This window comes from Siccirubricoccus soli, from assembly GCF_024178315.1.
GTDB lineage: Bacteria > Pseudomonadota > Alphaproteobacteria > Acetobacterales > Acetobacteraceae > Siccirubricoccus > Siccirubricoccus soli.
Genome location: NZ_JAMZIK010000136.1, coordinates 1 through 12,974 on the forward strand (window position 1 = coordinate 1; position 12,974 = coordinate 12,974).

Annotated in this window: 15 protein-coding genes; 8 read left to right on the forward strand and 7 right to left on the reverse strand. The window is 71.7% G+C overall.

Annotation, left to right across the window (positions count from 1 at the left end):
* On the forward strand, positions 1–733 hold a 733-nt coding region (locus tag NJ376_RS20450; RefSeq protein ID WP_305880005.1), incomplete at its 5' end, for a class I SAM-dependent DNA methyltransferase.
* Positions 734–1,051: 318 nt separating this feature from the next.
* Here NJ376_RS20450 and NJ376_RS20455 read toward each other — a convergent pair.
* The 5 genes from NJ376_RS20455 to NJ376_RS20475 all read right to left on the reverse strand — a co-directional run bounded on the left by NJ376_RS20455 (position 1,052) and on the right by NJ376_RS20475 (position 5,357).
* A complete protein-coding gene (locus NJ376_RS20455; protein ID WP_252955142.1) occupies positions 1,052–1,579 on the reverse strand; it encodes a carboxymuconolactone decarboxylase family protein in 528 nt (175 codons plus the stop codon).
* A gap of 190 nt (positions 1,580–1,769) precedes the next feature.
* Complete coding sequence (locus NJ376_RS20460) at positions 1,770–2,348, reverse strand: peroxiredoxin (protein ID WP_252955143.1); 579 nt, start codon at positions 2,346–2,348, stop codon at positions 1,770–1,772.
* Between the two features lie 429 nt (positions 2,349–2,777).
* Complete coding sequence (locus NJ376_RS20465) at positions 2,778–3,368, reverse strand: DUF3501 family protein (protein ID WP_252955144.1); 591 nt, start codon at positions 3,366–3,368, stop codon at positions 2,778–2,780.
* A 10-nt stretch (positions 3,369–3,378) separates the two neighbouring features.
* Positions 3,379–4,722, reverse strand: coding sequence for a heterodisulfide reductase-related iron-sulfur binding cluster (locus tag NJ376_RS20470; RefSeq protein ID WP_252955145.1), 1,344 nt, complete (start codon positions 4,720–4,722; stop codon positions 3,379–3,381).
* A 215-nt stretch (positions 4,723–4,937) separates the two neighbouring features.
* Positions 4,938–5,357: a rubrerythrin family protein gene (locus NJ376_RS20475; RefSeq protein ID WP_252955146.1), complete on the reverse strand. Its 420-nt coding sequence runs from the start codon at positions 5,355–5,357 to the stop codon at positions 4,938–4,940.
* A 144-nt stretch (positions 5,358–5,501) separates the two neighbouring features.
* On the opposite strand from NJ376_RS20475, the gene NJ376_RS20480 reads away from it, so the two are divergent.
* Entirely contained in the window at positions 5,502–6,428 is a 927-nt protein-coding gene (locus tag NJ376_RS20480) for a hydrogen peroxide-inducible genes activator (protein WP_252955147.1), read from the forward strand.
* A gap of 211 nt (positions 6,429–6,639) precedes the next feature.
* Entirely contained in the window at positions 6,640–7,869 is a 1,230-nt protein-coding gene (acdA, locus tag NJ376_RS20485) for a 3-sulfinopropanoyl-CoA desulfinase (RefSeq protein ID WP_252955148.1), read from the forward strand.
* A gap of 167 nt (positions 7,870–8,036) precedes the next feature.
* Here the strand turns inward: acdA and NJ376_RS20490 are convergent, their stop codons facing one another.
* Positions 8,037–8,258 carry a hypothetical protein gene (locus tag NJ376_RS20490; RefSeq protein WP_252955149.1) on the reverse strand — a complete coding sequence of 74 codons (222 nt, stop codon included), beginning with the start codon at positions 8,256–8,258 and terminating at the stop codon, positions 8,037–8,039.
* A 259-nt stretch (positions 8,259–8,517) separates the two neighbouring features.
* Between NJ376_RS20490 and NJ376_RS20495 the strand changes: the two genes are divergently transcribed.
* The 3 genes from NJ376_RS20495 to NJ376_RS20505 all read left to right on the forward strand — a co-directional run bounded on the left by NJ376_RS20495 (position 8,518) and on the right by NJ376_RS20505 (position 9,631).
* Complete coding sequence (locus NJ376_RS20495) at positions 8,518–8,772, forward strand: hypothetical protein (protein WP_252955150.1); 255 nt, start codon at positions 8,518–8,520, stop codon at positions 8,770–8,772.
* Between the two features lie 67 nt (positions 8,773–8,839).
* Positions 8,840–8,965 carry a type B 50S ribosomal protein L36 gene (gene ykgO / locus NJ376_RS20500; protein ID WP_043337704.1) on the forward strand — a complete coding sequence of 42 codons (126 nt, stop codon included), beginning with the start codon at positions 8,840–8,842 and terminating at the stop codon, positions 8,963–8,965.
* A gap of 234 nt (positions 8,966–9,199) precedes the next feature.
* The gene (locus tag NJ376_RS20505; RefSeq protein WP_252955151.1) at positions 9,200–9,631 is read left to right on the forward strand and encodes a nuclear transport factor 2 family protein; all 432 of its coding nucleotides are present in this window, start codon (positions 9,200–9,202) and stop codon (positions 9,629–9,631) included.
* A 13-nt stretch (positions 9,632–9,644) separates the two neighbouring features.
* Here the strand turns inward: NJ376_RS20505 and NJ376_RS20510 are convergent, their stop codons facing one another.
* On the reverse strand, positions 9,645–10,016 hold the full coding sequence (locus tag NJ376_RS20510) for a hypothetical protein (RefSeq protein ID WP_252955152.1): 372 nt from the start codon (positions 10,014–10,016) through the stop codon (positions 9,645–9,647).
* Positions 10,017–10,179: 163 nt separating this feature from the next.
* On the opposite strand from NJ376_RS20510, the gene NJ376_RS20515 reads away from it, so the two are divergent.
* Both NJ376_RS20515 and NJ376_RS20520 read left to right on the forward strand, forming a co-directional pair.
* Positions 10,180–11,625 (forward strand): FAD-linked oxidase C-terminal domain-containing protein, encoded by a 1,446-nt coding sequence (locus NJ376_RS20515; RefSeq protein ID WP_252955153.1) that lies wholly within the window; start codon positions 10,180–10,182, stop codon positions 11,623–11,625.
* Positions 11,622–12,806: an FAD-binding protein gene (locus tag NJ376_RS20520; protein WP_252955154.1), complete on the forward strand. Its 1,185-nt coding sequence runs from the start codon at positions 11,622–11,624 to the stop codon at positions 12,804–12,806. Before NJ376_RS20515 ends, NJ376_RS20520 begins: the two co-directional genes overlap by 4 nt.
* The last annotated feature ends 168 nt before the right edge of the window (positions 12,807–12,974 follow it).

Here is a 12,974-nt window from a genome sequence, read left to right on the forward strand (position 1 = left end):
GCGGGCGGCGCTGGCGCGGGCGGGTGCGGATGCGGCGCTGGCCGGGCAGGCGCGCTTCCTGCTGGCGGCGCTGGGCGTGGGGGCGGCGCCGGACCGGGCGCCAGCCGCCTATGTGCGGGACCTGTTCGATCAATTCGCCCCGCGCTTCGAGGCGGAACTGACCGGCCGGCTGGACTACCGCACCCCGGCGGCGCTGGCGGCGCTGGTGGAGGCTGCGGCGGCGCCGCGCGGGGCGGTGGTGCTGGATCTGGGCTGCGGGACGGGGCTTTCGGGGGCGGCGCTGGCCCCCTTCGCAACACGGCTGGAGGGGCTCGACCTTTCGCCCCGCATGCTGGCGGAGGCGGGGAAGCGCGGCCTCTACGCCGCGCTGCACGAGGCGGATCTGGTGGAATTCCTGCCCTCGCGGCCCGGCGCCTATGGGCTGGTGGCGGCGGTGGATGTGCTGAACTACCTGGGCGACCTGGCGCAGGCCCTCGCCGGCATGGCGCAGGCGCTGGCCCCGGACGGGCTGGCGGCATTTTCGGTGGAGGCGGGAGCGGGCGCGCCCTTCGCGCTGGGGGAGGGGATGCGCTACCGGCACGATCCGACGCATGTGGCGGCTCTGGCGAAGGCGGCGGGCTTCACCGAGCTGGCGCGGCAGGAGGCGGTGCTGCGGCAGGAGAAGGGGCGGCCGGTCGCCGGGGTGCTGTTCGTGCTGCGGCGCGGGGCGGCAGGAGCGGCACCGCCACCCTGACCTTGCTGCGCTGGGCGCCCCCGCCGGACCGCGGTGCCCTGACGCAGCCTGCCGGGCAGGCTGCGCGAGGCGCCGGCCGTCAGGCGCTATCCGGGCCTATGGCGTTGCCCGGCTCGTCGTAGGGAAGGCGGCATGTCCTCCCTGACCTTCTCCCGAAGGGCAAGCAGGGGCGCGGTAGCTGCGCCCCAGCTGGCCCCGGGCTGCCCGGCGTCCTGCTGTGGCCTTGCCGCGGCAGGCCGTGCGAGGCGCCAGTCGTCAGGCGCCATCCGGGGCCCCCATGGCGCTGCACAGCAACGTCATGGGGAGGGGTCATAAGGCTTAGGCCAGCGCGTCCTCGCCATCCAGCGTGGCGGCGACGGCGTGGACGACGGCGGCGATGCGGACCGCGGCCTGCACCGCCTCCTTGCTCACGCCATGCTGCACCACGACCTTCTCGTGGCTCTCCATGCACATGCCGCAGCCGTTGATGGCGGAGACGGCGAGCGACCAGAGCTCGAAATCCACCTTGTCCACGCCCGGCTTCGCCATCACGTTCATGCGCAGCTTGGCCGGCATCTGGGCGTAGTCGCCATGCACCAGATGGGTGAAGCGGTAGTAGATGTTGTTCATGCCCATGATGGAGGCGGCCGCCTTGGCGGCGTTCAGCGCCTCCGGACTCAGCTTCGGGCCGAACTCGGCAACGATCGCCCGGATCACATGCGGGTTGCGGGAGGCGAGGGCGCTGGCGATGAAGGTGCCGGCGCGCTGCTGCTCGGTCAGCACCGGCTCGGTCGCCAGGCTGCCCAGGTTCAGCTTCTGGTCCTTCGCATATTCGGGCAGGCGGTTGCGCAGGGCTTCCAGCGACATGGCGCGGATCCTTCCAAAGCTTCTGATTGTTGCGGGTGGGCGGAGCCGAGGCCGCGCGGACCTCGGCTCGGCCGACCCGCTCTCCCGCGCCATGGGTGCGGGAGAGCAGGGGGGCTTAAGGGGGGCTGATTGCCCCCCTTCGCCGGCGCAGGCAGGGTTGGTGTGGCGGCTGCCTGCGCCGGCGACAGAGTTAAGCCGCCGCCGCTTCGAACAGCTTCTGCGGGTTCAGGGCGTCCTTGCCCTTCTCCCAGTTGCAGGGGCAGAGCTCGTCGGTCTGCAGCGCGTCCAGCACGCGCAGCACCTCCTGCGGGTTGCGGCCGACATTGAGGCCGTTCACCGAGGCCCACTGGATGGTGCCGTCCGGATCGACGATGAAGGTGGCGCGGAGCGCCACGCCCTCATCCTTCGCCAGGATGCCGAGGGCCTCCGACAGCTCCTTCTTCGTGTCGGCGAGCATCGGGATCTCGAGGTTCTTGATGTCCTCGTTGTAGACGCGCCAGTTCAGGTGGACGAACTCGCTGTCCGTGGAGACGCCGTAGACCACTGCGTCACGGTCGGCGAACTCGCCGGCCAGCTTGCCGAAGGCGGCGATTTCGGTCGGGCAGATGAAGGTGAAGTCCTTCGGCCAGAAGAAGACGATCTTCCACTTGCCGGGGTTGGACTCGGAGGTGATCTCGGTGAAGGACTTGCCGGGGCCGCCCAGGCCTTCCGGGCCGGCCTTCACGGCGGTGAGCTTGAAGGACGGGAACTTGTCGCCAACGGTCAGCATGCGTGTCTCTTCCCCGGGATTGGTCGCCATGGAACCGGCAGGGCGAGGGCCGCCCTGCTGCGGTGCAGCAGATATGCCCCGATGCGCATCGATGATCCAATGAATAGTTTTTTTCGTTTCCATCGAAAATGACGATGACGCGGCAGGCCACGCGGCTGCTTCCGCGCCACGGCCTTGGCCGCGCGGCCGTGGCACGGCCTTCCTGGCCCGGAAAAGCCCCATGGCCGGGCCCGGCGCGCATTCGGCGGTGCGAGCGTCCCGGGGCGCCCCCGAAAGCAGCCTGGGGCGGAACACCGCCTCGAGGCGCCGCGTCAGGCACCCACCGCGCCGCCGCTTTGCCGTGGCAGGCTGTGGGCGCCGCAGATCGCCGGGCGCAACTCCGCCCCCGTGAAGCCGCCCACCGGCTTCATGGGGCGGAGACGCCGGGATCTAATCGAAGTCCCGGCTCAGCTCGGCGCGCACGGCCTCCGGCAGCATGGCCATATGGCCGTAATTCGGGTGGCCGAGGCCGAGCACCACCTCCGCCCCCGGGGTGCGGAAGCGGGCGATCTGCGCGGCGGTGAAGGGGAAGTGGACGAACTGCACGCTGCTCGCCTTGCCCTCCGCCGTGGTGCGGTCCTGGTCGGTCTCCGGCATGCCCTGGATGGTCTCGCCGAAGACCTTCAGGAAGGCCGTCTCCTCGATGCCGCCCAGCCGGCCGAGCAGGCGCCTGCGGCGGTCCGGCTCGTCGATCTCGATCATGAAGGTCGCCACCAGCTCCTGCCCCTGGGGAATGAGCGGGTTGTAGGCCGCCAGCTCATCCGGGATCTGCGCCGGCCCGCCATTCTCGATCCAGCACATCTCCTGCACCTGGTGGCGCATGGTCTCGTAGGATTCGAAGTAGAAGGTGATGAAAGGCCCCACCTCCACGCGGCGGTTGCGCTTCAGCGCCGCGATCTCCCGCCGCCGCGCGGCGCGGATCGGGGCATAGGCGGCGCGGGGCAGGATATCCGCTTCCGTCAGGGCGTGGCGGCCAGGCATCGCTCCCTCCTCATTCCATCAGCCCATAGGCGCGGGCCAGCAATTGCACGGGGTGGGCGACCAGGGCGGGCTTCGGCGCCTCGCCGCCCAGCTTCTCCATGCCCTGGCCGATATGCACGCCGGCCAGGGGGCATTCGCTGGTGAGGTAGCCGCCCGCCTGCTTCGCCGCCTGCCGGGCGACGGGCTTGCCGACCTTCAGCGCCACCTCGAAATTCCGCTTCTTGAAGCCCCAGCTGCCGCCATGGCCGGAGCAGCGCTCGACCACCGTCACCTTCGCCTCCGGGATCAGCCGCAGCAGCTCCGCGCCCTTCTGGCCCATGTTCTGCGCCCGGGAATGGCAGGCGATGTGGAGCGTCACCGGCTCCGTCATCGGCGCCAGGCCGGGGGCAAGGCCTTCCTTCCGCGCGATGTCCACCAGATACTCGCTGAGGTCGAAGGTGGCGCGGGCGAGGCGCGCCACGGCCGGATCCTGCGGCAGGATCAGCGGCCATTCGAATTTCAGCATCAGCGCGCAGGAAGGGGTGAGGGCGATGACGTCATGCCCCTCCTCGATCCAGGGGCCGAGCGCCGCCGCGACCTCCGCGGCCGCCCGGGCGACGCCGGCGATGTCGCCCTGTTCCAGCAGCGGCATGCCGCAGCAGCGCGGATGCACCACCTCCGTCGCCACGCCGTTCTTGGCCAGCACGGCGCGGGCGGCCCGGCCGATCCCGGGGTCGTTGTAGTTGGCGAAGCAGGTGGCGTAGAGCACGGCGCGGCGGCCGAAGCCGGGCGCCGCCTCATTCACCGCCGGGGCCTGGGCGCGGGCCTGGGCGGTGAGGCTGGTGCCGGCATATTTCGGCAGCGCGGCCTCCCGGTGCAGGCCGGCCCGCTTCTCCAGCAAGGGGCGGGTCAGGCCGTTGCCCGCGTCGCTCGCCCAATTCGCCACCGCCGGCGCCAGGGCGGCGAGCTTGCCGTTGCGGTCGGTCTTCGCCAGCTCCCGGTCCACCAGGGGCACGCCGTGCTTCTTCGCCTCCACCGCCCGGTAGCGCAGCATCAGATGCGGGAAGTCGAGGTTGAAATTGTGCGGCGGGACGTAGGGGCACTTCGTCATGAAGCACATGTCGCAGAGCGTGCAGGCATCCACGACCTGCTTGAAATCCTCGCTCCTGACGGTGTCCAGCTCCTCGGAGGGCGCGGCGTCCACCAGGTCGAACAGCCGGGGGAAGCTGTCGCAGAGATTGAAGCAGCGGCGGCAGCCATGGCAGATATCGAAGACGCGGCGCATCTCGGCATCGAGCTTGGCCTCGTCGTAGAAATCCGGGTCCTGCCAGGCAAGCGGGTGGCGAGTGGGGGCTTCCAGGCTGCCTTCGCGCATTTCTCGTTCCTTGTTGGCGCCGCGGTGTCGAGGATGTCGCGCGACGGGGCGCCCCGCGGCCCGGGCCACCGGGCGTGGCCACGGCACAGGCCGCAAGGCGCGCATGAAGCACCGCGCCCCGTGGCGCGCCGCCTGCGGCGTCCTCCTCGGGTGCCCCCGCCGGGGGCCGCAGGGCCCGCGGGACCTGCGGCCGGTTCGGGAGGACGGCCGGGGTGCTACTTCAGCTCGTCCAGGGCGCGCTGGAAGCGGCCGGCATGGCTGCGCTCGGCCTTGGCCAGGGTCTCGAACCAGTCGGCGATCTCGTCGAAGCCTTCCTCCCGGGCGCTGCGCGCCATGCCGGGATACATGTCGGTGTATTCGTGGGTCTCGCCCGCCACCGCGGCCTTCAGATTGTCGGTGGTCTTGCCGATGGCGAGGCCGGTCGCCGGGTCGCCGCATTCCTCGAGGAATTCCAGGTGGCCATGCGCATGGCCCGTCTCGCCCTCCGCGGTCGAGCGGAACACGGCGGCGACGTCGTTGTAACCTTCGACATCCGCCTTCTGCGCGAAATAGAGGTAGCGGCGATTCGCCTGGGATTCGCCCGCGAATGCGGCCTTGAGGTTCTCTTCGGTCTTGGAGCCCTTGAGCGAGGCCATGATTTCCTCCTGCGGAACCGATCCGTCGTTCTTTTGGGGGCGTGGCCCGTTCCATTGGCAGGCAATCGCCCACGGGCCGATCTATGGCACAGGGCGACAAGCGGTGCTAACAAAAGATTCCGACGATTTTGATCGCTTTGTTCGATGATCGCCCTGCCATCCCCGCAGCAGCTCCGCTACCTCCTGGCGCTGGCCGACCATGGCCATTTCGGCCGGGCGGCGGCGGCCTGCGCGGTGACGCAATCCACCCTCTCGGCTGGCATCATCGCGCTGGAACGCCAGCTGGACGCCGCGCTGCTGGAACGGGGGACGGCCAAGCGCCCGATCTTCACCCCGCTGGGGCTGGAGGTGGTGGAGCGCGCCCGGGCGGCGCTGGCGGCGCTGGAGGCGGTGGCGGAGACCGCCGCCTCGGCGAAGGAGCCGCTGTCCGGCCCGCTGCGGCTGGGGGTCATCCCCACCATCGGCCCCTTCCTGCTGCCGCGGCTGATGCCGGCGCTGCGTCAGGCCTTCCCCCGGCTGCGGCTCTGGCTGCGGGAGGACCAGACGGAGCGGCTGGTGCATCAGCTCGAGACCGGGCGGCTGGACCTGCTGCTGCTGGCCCTGCCCTGCGCCTGCGGCGAGGCGGAGACGCTGCCCATTGCGGCCGATCCCTTCCTGGCGGCGCTGCCCGCCGGCCACCGGCTGGTGGCGCGGGAGAAGGTGCCGGCCACGGCGCTGGCGGCGGAGCGGCTGCTGCTGCTGGAGGACGGGCATTGCCTGCGGGAGCACGCGCTGGATGCCTGCGGCCTGCCGCGTGCCGTGGCGCCCATCGAGGAGAATTTCGCCGCCACCTCGCTGCATACGCTGGTGCAGATGGTGGCGAGCGGCCTTGGCGTGACGCTGCTGCCGAAGCTTTCGGTGGAGGGCGGCGTGCTGGCCGGGGCGGCGGTGGAGGTGCGGCCGCTGGAGGCGGAGGGCGAGGCGGAGCCGGGACGCAGCCTGGCGCTGGCCTGGCGGGCGCGCAGCCCAAGGGCGGCGGAATTCCGCGGGCTGGCGCCGACGATCGCGGCGGCGGTGCATACGGCGGGTTGAGGGGGAGCTCGGCTCCCCCTCAAGCTCCCCCTCGCAAAGGGCCGAAGGGCCCTTGGAACCCTGGAGTTCTGCGCTTCGGCCGACGGGTCCAAGTCTCATGGTTTCCAAAGGCCCTTCGGCCTTTGGCGGGGTGAGCTCGAGAGGGGCAAAGCCCCTCTCGATTTCCCCTGAATTTCCGGCAACCATGCCCGCAAAGGGCAGGACAACGCACATGACCGAATTGACCGAAGCCGAAGCGCGCCTGCGCGACCGCGCCCGGGAGCTGGCGCGGGAGGCCGCCGCCCAGGCCGCCGAGATCGACCGGACGGAGCAGTACCCCTGGCCCATGGTACGCCGCATGACGGAGGCCGGCTTCTTCGGCCTGACCATTCCGCGCGCCTATGGCGGCCCCGGCCTCTCCTATTTCGACGCGGTCCTGGTCATCGAGGAATTCGCCAAGGCCTGCGCCGTCTGCGGCCGCATCGCGGTGGAGGCCAATATGGGCGCCATCGGCGCCGTCATGGCCTATGGCACGGAGGCGCAGAAGCGCCTGGCCGCGGCGCTGGTGCTGGCCGGCGACAAGCCCGCCATCTGCATCACCGAGCCGGAGGCCGGCTCCGCCGCCACGGAGATGACCACCCGCGCCGTGCGTCACGGCGACACCTGGGTGATCGACGGGGTGAAGCACTGGATCACCGGCGGCGGCGTCTCCCGCCTGCATCTGATCTTCGCCCGCGCCTTCGAGGATGGCGAGGAGAAGGGCATCGGCGGCTTCCTGGTGGTGCGGAACGGGGAGGGCGACCCGCCCGGCCTCATCGTGCATCGCCGCATCCCCTCCATGGGGCTGAAGGGCATGCCGGAGGCGGAGCTGCATTTCCGCGGGCTGGAAGTGCCGGACGCCATGGTGCTGCGCCCGCCGGGGGGCTTCGCCCGCGGCTTCGGGCGGCTGATGGAGGCCTATAACGGCCAGCGCGTCGGCGCCGCGACGGCGGCGCTCGGCATCGCTGCCGGGGCCTTCGACCATGCGCTGGCATTCGTGCAGCGGCGCGAGCAATTCGGCCGGCCCATCGCGGAATTCCAGGGCCTCGGCTGGATGCTGGCGGACATGTCCATCAAGCTGGAGGCCTCGCGGGCGCTGATCTGGCAGGCGGCGCGCTCGGCCGGGCCGGGGGATGGGCAGCTCGGCTTCCCGGACCGGCTGCTGGCGGCGCGGGCCAAGGTGCTGGCGGCGGACGGCGCCATCGAGGTGACGAATGCCGCGCTCCAGCTCTGGGGCGCCGCCGGCTACAGCCGGGAGAACCCGATGGAGCGGGCGGTGCGCGATGCGCGGATGTTCGCGATCGCCGGCGGCACGGCGCAGGTGCTGCGCACCCAGGTGGCGGAACAGCTCCTCGGCCGCAAGCTGCCGCAGACCCGCGACGGCTTCCTGAAGCTGGCGGCGCGGAAGCTGGCGGCGGAATAGGGCATGCCAGCGCCGGGCGGACCTGCCCGGCCTTCCCGGACCTTGCGGGGAAGGAAAGGCCGGGGCGGCGGCGCGCCGCGCGGGCCGCATGGCGCCGGTGCAGTGCCGAGGCGGCGAATGCGCCCGCCCCGGCGACCGAGGGGGTGCGGGCGCAACCACCCCCGGTGTCAGCCCGCCCCGTCCCCCTCCAGCGGTTCCGCCAGCACCTGTTCCAGCGCGCGCAGGATCTCGCTGTCCGGCCAAAGCCCGGGCTGCAGGAGCTGCGGCAGCTGGGTGCGCAGGGCGTCCAGGGCCGCGTCCGGATCCCTGGCCCGCAGGGCCAGAAGCCTCACCGCCCCGCGCAGCGCCTCGACCAGCTCCGGGTCGGCGGGGTCATCACGGAACGGCATGGGCGGAAGGTGCCACGGTCGTTGCAACGATGTCCATCACCTCGGCCGTGCCCTGGACGGGAAGTGAACCGAAGCGGCTGCGTGAAGCCAATGCCATGCGCCCGGAACATAGGGCGAACTCATTCTGTTCTCGTGTCATTACTCCGTTAAACCGACTCGACGGCGCCCGGATGCGGGATTTCATGGTTGTGATGCGGCGCGGCCCATGGATTCCTTGGCGTGTCGACCCCCCCGGCCCTGCAACCCTGAGGTGATATCCATGTCGCGGCGCAGCCGGCCCGCCCCTGACCGGAAGGAACAGGCCTCGCTCTGGCCCGATGCCGAAGTGACGGCTGCCTTCAGCCTGCTCAACCGCCGCCGCAGCCTGATCCGCCGGCTGGACCATCTGGTGGAGGATGCGGCGAACGAGCAGTTCCATGAGGCGACCGTGGTGTTGCGCGACGCGCTGGAGCGGCTGCGCCTCGCCCTGCTGAAGGACACGCTGATGCTGCAGGAGGAGGACCCGGCGCACTGAGCCCGCCGCGCGGTTGACAGCGCCGCCCGCCGCCCTTAAACGCGCCGCCTCTCCTGGATTTGGTCAGATGAAGATCCGCAACAGCCTCAAGACCGCGAAGACGCGCGACAAGAACTGCGTGGTGGTGCGCCGCCGCGGCCGGCTCTATGTGCTGAACAAGAAGAACCCCCGGCTGAAGGCCCGCCAGGGCTGAATTGCCGCCGGGCGATGCCGCCCGGCGCCCGAGGTTCCGTGCCGCCGCCGGCCCCGCCGCGGCGGCTTTCCATGTTCGGCACTCCGCTGGCACCCTGAATGCCCCGGTGCCGCCTTCGCGCCCCGCGCGGAAGGCGCCGCGCCGGCTTGGTGTCGGCTGCCCCTCCCGTGCGATTCCGCTTGAGCGGGCGCCACCGCCCGGCCCAGGCTGCGGCACCGCCAGGGAGGTCCGCGCATGTGCTCATCGCCTGCCGATCCCACGCCCGTCCAGCGCGTCACCGAGCTCTACGACCGCTACGCCGCCGGCGACCGCGACTGCGTGCTCGATGCCCTTGCCGAGGATGTCGTCTGGACCTCCCATGGCGGCGAGCTGCTGCCCTGGAGCGGCCGCCATGAGGGCCGCGCCGGCGTCGAGGCCTATTTCCGCCAGCTCGACGCCGAGCTGAAGGTCACCTTCTACCGCTGCGAGCGGATCATCGCGCAGGGCGGGTGGGTCGCCGTCCAGGCCAGCGTCCGCACCAGCTTCCGCGGCGGGCCGGAACAGGCCTTCGCCAAGGTCGATCTGCTCCGCCTCGACGGCGACCGCCTCGCCGAATTCCACGAATACTACGATTCCGCCTCGCTCACCCGCTGCGTACTGGAGGCGCGGGCGGCGCCGGGCGGCTGATCCCGCCCGGGGGTCACTCGGGCGTCAGGGTCTCCTGGCCGACGCCGCCGCCGGTGGTCCAGCTGCCGCGCAGCTTGCCATCCGCCTCCACCTGATAGGCGGCGACGCCGGGCCGGCCCTCCGCGGCGAAGCCGATGCAGAGCACCCCGCCCTCGATGATGCCGAGCCCGGCGAGGCGGACATTGCCCACCTGCCAGACCGCGATCCAGGCGCCACCCGGGCCGGCCTGCAAGGCGAACTGCCCAGTATAAGGCGCGCCATCCGGGTTGTTGCCCTCCACGGCGTAGCGGCCTTCGCGGATCTGCGCCGCGGCCGGCGCGACGAGCGCGCCCCAGAGGAGCAGGGCGAGCAGGGCCGGCAGGGCAAGGCGAAGCAAGGGACGCACGGGAACTCTCCTCGGCGCGCCGCCGCCGGGGCTGGCGGCGTGGCACGTCATAATGATGGCAAGGGCGGCGGAGAGTGGCGGCGGCGGGCGCATCCGGCAAGCCGCTTGTCCGCCGCCCGCCGCCGGCCCATCTTCCCGGCCCGAGGTGAAACGGAGCGCGCGCATGATCCGGCTGCCAGATCCGAAGCCCGAAGTGCTCGCCCGGCGGGAGGCAATCCTGGCCGGCCTCCGCGCCATCCTGCCCGAGGGCGGGGTGATCAGCGAGCCGCTCCGGCTGAAGCCCTACGAGACGGACGGGCTCTCCGCCTATCGCCAGCCGCCGCTGGCCGTGGTGCTGCCGACCAGCACCGAGGAGGTGGCGGCGGTGCTGCGCCTCTGCCAGGCGGAGGGGGTGCGGGTGGTGCCGCGCGGCGCCGGCACCTCCCTCTCCGGCGGCGCGCTGCCGCTGGCGGATGCCGTCGTCATCGGCCTGATGCGCATGAACCGCATCCTGGAGGTGGATTACGCCAACCGCCTGGCGGTGGTGGAGGCCGGCGTCACCAATCTCGGCATCACCAACCATGTCTCGGCGGATGGCTTCTTCTACGCGCCGGATCCGTCCAGCCAGCTCGCCTGCATGATCGGCGGCAATGTCGGGATGAATTCCGGCGGCGCGCATTGCCTGAAATACGGCGTCACCGCGAACAATCTGCTCGGGGTGAAGCTCGTCACCATGGCGGGGGAAGTGGTGGAGATCGGCGGGCGGCACCTGGATGCGGCCGGCTATGACTGGCTCGGCCTGATCACCGGCAGCGAGGGACAGCTCGGCATCGTCACGGAAGTCACGGTGCGCATCCTGCGCAGCCCGGAAGGCCAGCGCGCTATGCTGGCGGCCTTCCGCGGCACGGAGATCGCCGGCCAGGCGGTGGATGCCATCATCGGCAGCGGCATCATCCCCGTGGCGCTGGAGTTCATGGACCGGCCCTGCATCCATGCCTGCGAGGCCTTCGCCCATGCCGGCTATCCGCTGGATGCCGAGGCGATGCTGATCATCGAGGTGGAGGGCAGCGTGGCGGAGCAGGACATGCTGCTCGGCAAGCTGAAGGAGATCTGCAACCGCTTCGACCCGATCAGCCTGAAGGTGGCGCAGACGGCGGAGGAGTCGCTGGCCATCTGGAAGGGACGCAAGGGGGCCTTCGGGGCGGTCGGCCGCATCTCCCCCGACTATCTCTGCATGGACGGCACCATCCCGACCGGGGAGCTGCCCTTCGTGCTGAAGCGCATCGGCGAGATGAGCGCGCAATACGGGCTGCAGGTGGCCAATGTGTTCCATGCCGGCGACGGCAATCTGCACCCGCTCATCATGTTCGACGCCAATGACCCGGCGAGCTTCCACAAGGCGGAGAGCTTCGGCGCGGACATATTGAAGCTCTGCGTCGAGGTGGGGGGCTGCCTGACCGGCGAACATGGCGTGGGCGTGGAGAAGCGGGATTTGATGGGCGTGCAATTCACCGAGGCCGAGCTGGCGCAGCAGCGGGCGATCAAATCCGCCTTCGATCCCGCCTGGCTGCTGAACCCGGCCAAGGTCTTCCCGCTGGACGGCAACCCCGCCCTGCAGCGCGCGGCATGAGCGATTCGGTGCTGGCGCCGGCGGATGAGGCGGAGCTGGCCGCTTCGGTGGCGGCTGCTGCCGCTGCCGGCACGCCCCTGGCGATCGAGGGGGCCGGGACCAAGCGGGGCCTGCTGCGGCCGGTGCAGGCGGCGCGGACGCTCTCCCTGCGCGGGCTGTCCGGCATCACCCTCTACAAGCCGCAGGAGCTGATCCTCTCCGCCCGCGCCGGCACGCCCCTGCCGGAGATCGAGGCGGCGCTGGCCGAGCATGGCCAGCATCTGATCGCCGAGCCACCCTCGCTGACGGCGCTGTTCGGGACGGAAGGGCCGCCGACCCTTGGCGGGCTGGTGGCAACCAACCTCTCCGGGCCGCGGCGCATCTCGGGCGGCGCGATGCGCGACCATGTCATGGGCATCCGCGCGGTGAACGGGAAGGGCGAGGTGTTCCGCAGCGGCGGGCGGGTGCTGAAGAACGTCACCGGCCTCGATCTCTGCAAGCTGCTGACCGGGGCGCATGGCACCCTCGGCGTGCTGACCGAGATCACGCTGAAGGTGCTGCCGGGGCCGGAGGCGACGGGCACGGTGGCGGTTGCCGTGGCCGATCTGGCGCAGGGGGTGCAGGTGCTCTCGGCGGGCTTGGGCAGCCCCTATGGCGTCTCCGCCGCCGCGCTGCTGCCGGCGGGCGGTGGCGGGCTGGCCGGGATGCAGGCGGTGCTGCGGCTGGAGGATTTTGCGGAGTCCGTCGCCTATCGCGGCGCGCGGCTGCGGGCGGAGCTGGCGGGGTTCGGCGCCGTGCAGTGGCTGGAGGGGGCGGCGAGCCGCGCCCTCTGGGATGCGGTGCGGGAGGCGGCGCCGCTCGGCGCCGAGCCAGGGGAGGCGGTGTGGCGCGTCTCCGTGGCGCCGGGGGAGGGGCCGGGGGTGGTCGCTGCCGCCGGCTGCCCGAAGGCCTTGCTGGATTGGGGGGGCGGGCTGGTCTGGCTGGCCGGGCCGGCGACCGAGGCGCGGCATGCGGCGGTGATGGCGGCCGCGGCGGCGGCGGGCGGCAGCTTCACCCTGTTCCGCGCGCCGGAGGCGCTGCGCGCCGCCGTCGCCGTGCTACCGGCGGAGCCGCCGGCGCTGGCGGCCATCGGTGCCCGGGTGAAGGCGGTGATGGACCCGGCGGGCATCCTCAACCCGGGGCGGATGCGGGCGGGGCTGTAGGGCGTTCCGCGGCGACGCTGCGCGTCCTCGCGGCAGGCGGGCTTGCCCGGCTTGGCGCGAGGCGCCGGGGCCTGCGATGTGGCAAGGGGCCGGGCGCGGGAGCCCCCTCCGCCTCCGATACCTCCCTGTTTCCCGTTCACGGCCGGTTCACCCGGCCCGTGCCATGCT

Excerpts from the sequence above, each read along its gene's own strand:
- NJ376_RS20520 (WP_252955154.1), top strand. The coding sequence starts at position 11,622 with ATGAGCGATTCGGTGCTGGCGCCGGCGGATGAGGCGGAGCTGGCCGCT.
- acdA (WP_252955148.1), top strand. The coding sequence starts at position 6,640 with ATGACCGAATTGACCGAAGCCGAAGCGCGCCTGCGCGACCGCGCCCGG.
- NJ376_RS20460 (WP_252955143.1), bottom strand. The coding sequence starts at position 2,348 with ATGCTGACCGTTGGCGACAAGTTCCCGTCCTTCAAGCTCACCGCCGTG.
- NJ376_RS20475 (WP_252955146.1), bottom strand. The coding sequence starts at position 5,357 with ATGGCCTCGCTCAAGGGCTCCAAGACCGAAGAGAACCTCAAGGCCGCA.
- NJ376_RS20515 (WP_252955153.1), top strand. The coding sequence starts at position 10,180 with ATGATCCGGCTGCCAGATCCGAAGCCCGAAGTGCTCGCCCGGCGGGAG.
- NJ376_RS20495 (WP_252955150.1), top strand. The coding sequence starts at position 8,518 with ATGTCGCGGCGCAGCCGGCCCGCCCCTGACCGGAAGGAACAGGCCTCG.
- NJ376_RS20490 (WP_252955149.1), bottom strand. The coding sequence starts at position 8,258 with ATGCCGTTCCGTGATGACCCCGCCGACCCGGAGCTGGTCGAGGCGCTG.
- NJ376_RS20505 (WP_252955151.1), top strand. The coding sequence starts at position 9,200 with ATGTGCTCATCGCCTGCCGATCCCACGCCCGTCCAGCGCGTCACCGAG.
- NJ376_RS20480 (WP_252955147.1), top strand. The coding sequence starts at position 5,502 with ATGATCGCCCTGCCATCCCCGCAGCAGCTCCGCTACCTCCTGGCGCTG.
- NJ376_RS20470 (WP_252955145.1), bottom strand. The coding sequence starts at position 4,722 with ATGCGCGAAGGCAGCCTGGAAGCCCCCACTCGCCACCCGCTTGCCTGG.
- NJ376_RS20455 (WP_252955142.1), bottom strand. The coding sequence starts at position 1,579 with ATGTCGCTGGAAGCCCTGCGCAACCGCCTGCCCGAATATGCGAAGGAC.
- ykgO (WP_043337704.1), top strand. The coding sequence starts at position 8,840 with ATGAAGATCCGCAACAGCCTCAAGACCGCGAAGACGCGCGACAAGAAC.
- NJ376_RS20465 (WP_252955144.1), bottom strand. The coding sequence starts at position 3,368 with ATGCCTGGCCGCCACGCCCTGACGGAAGCGGATATCCTGCCCCGCGCC.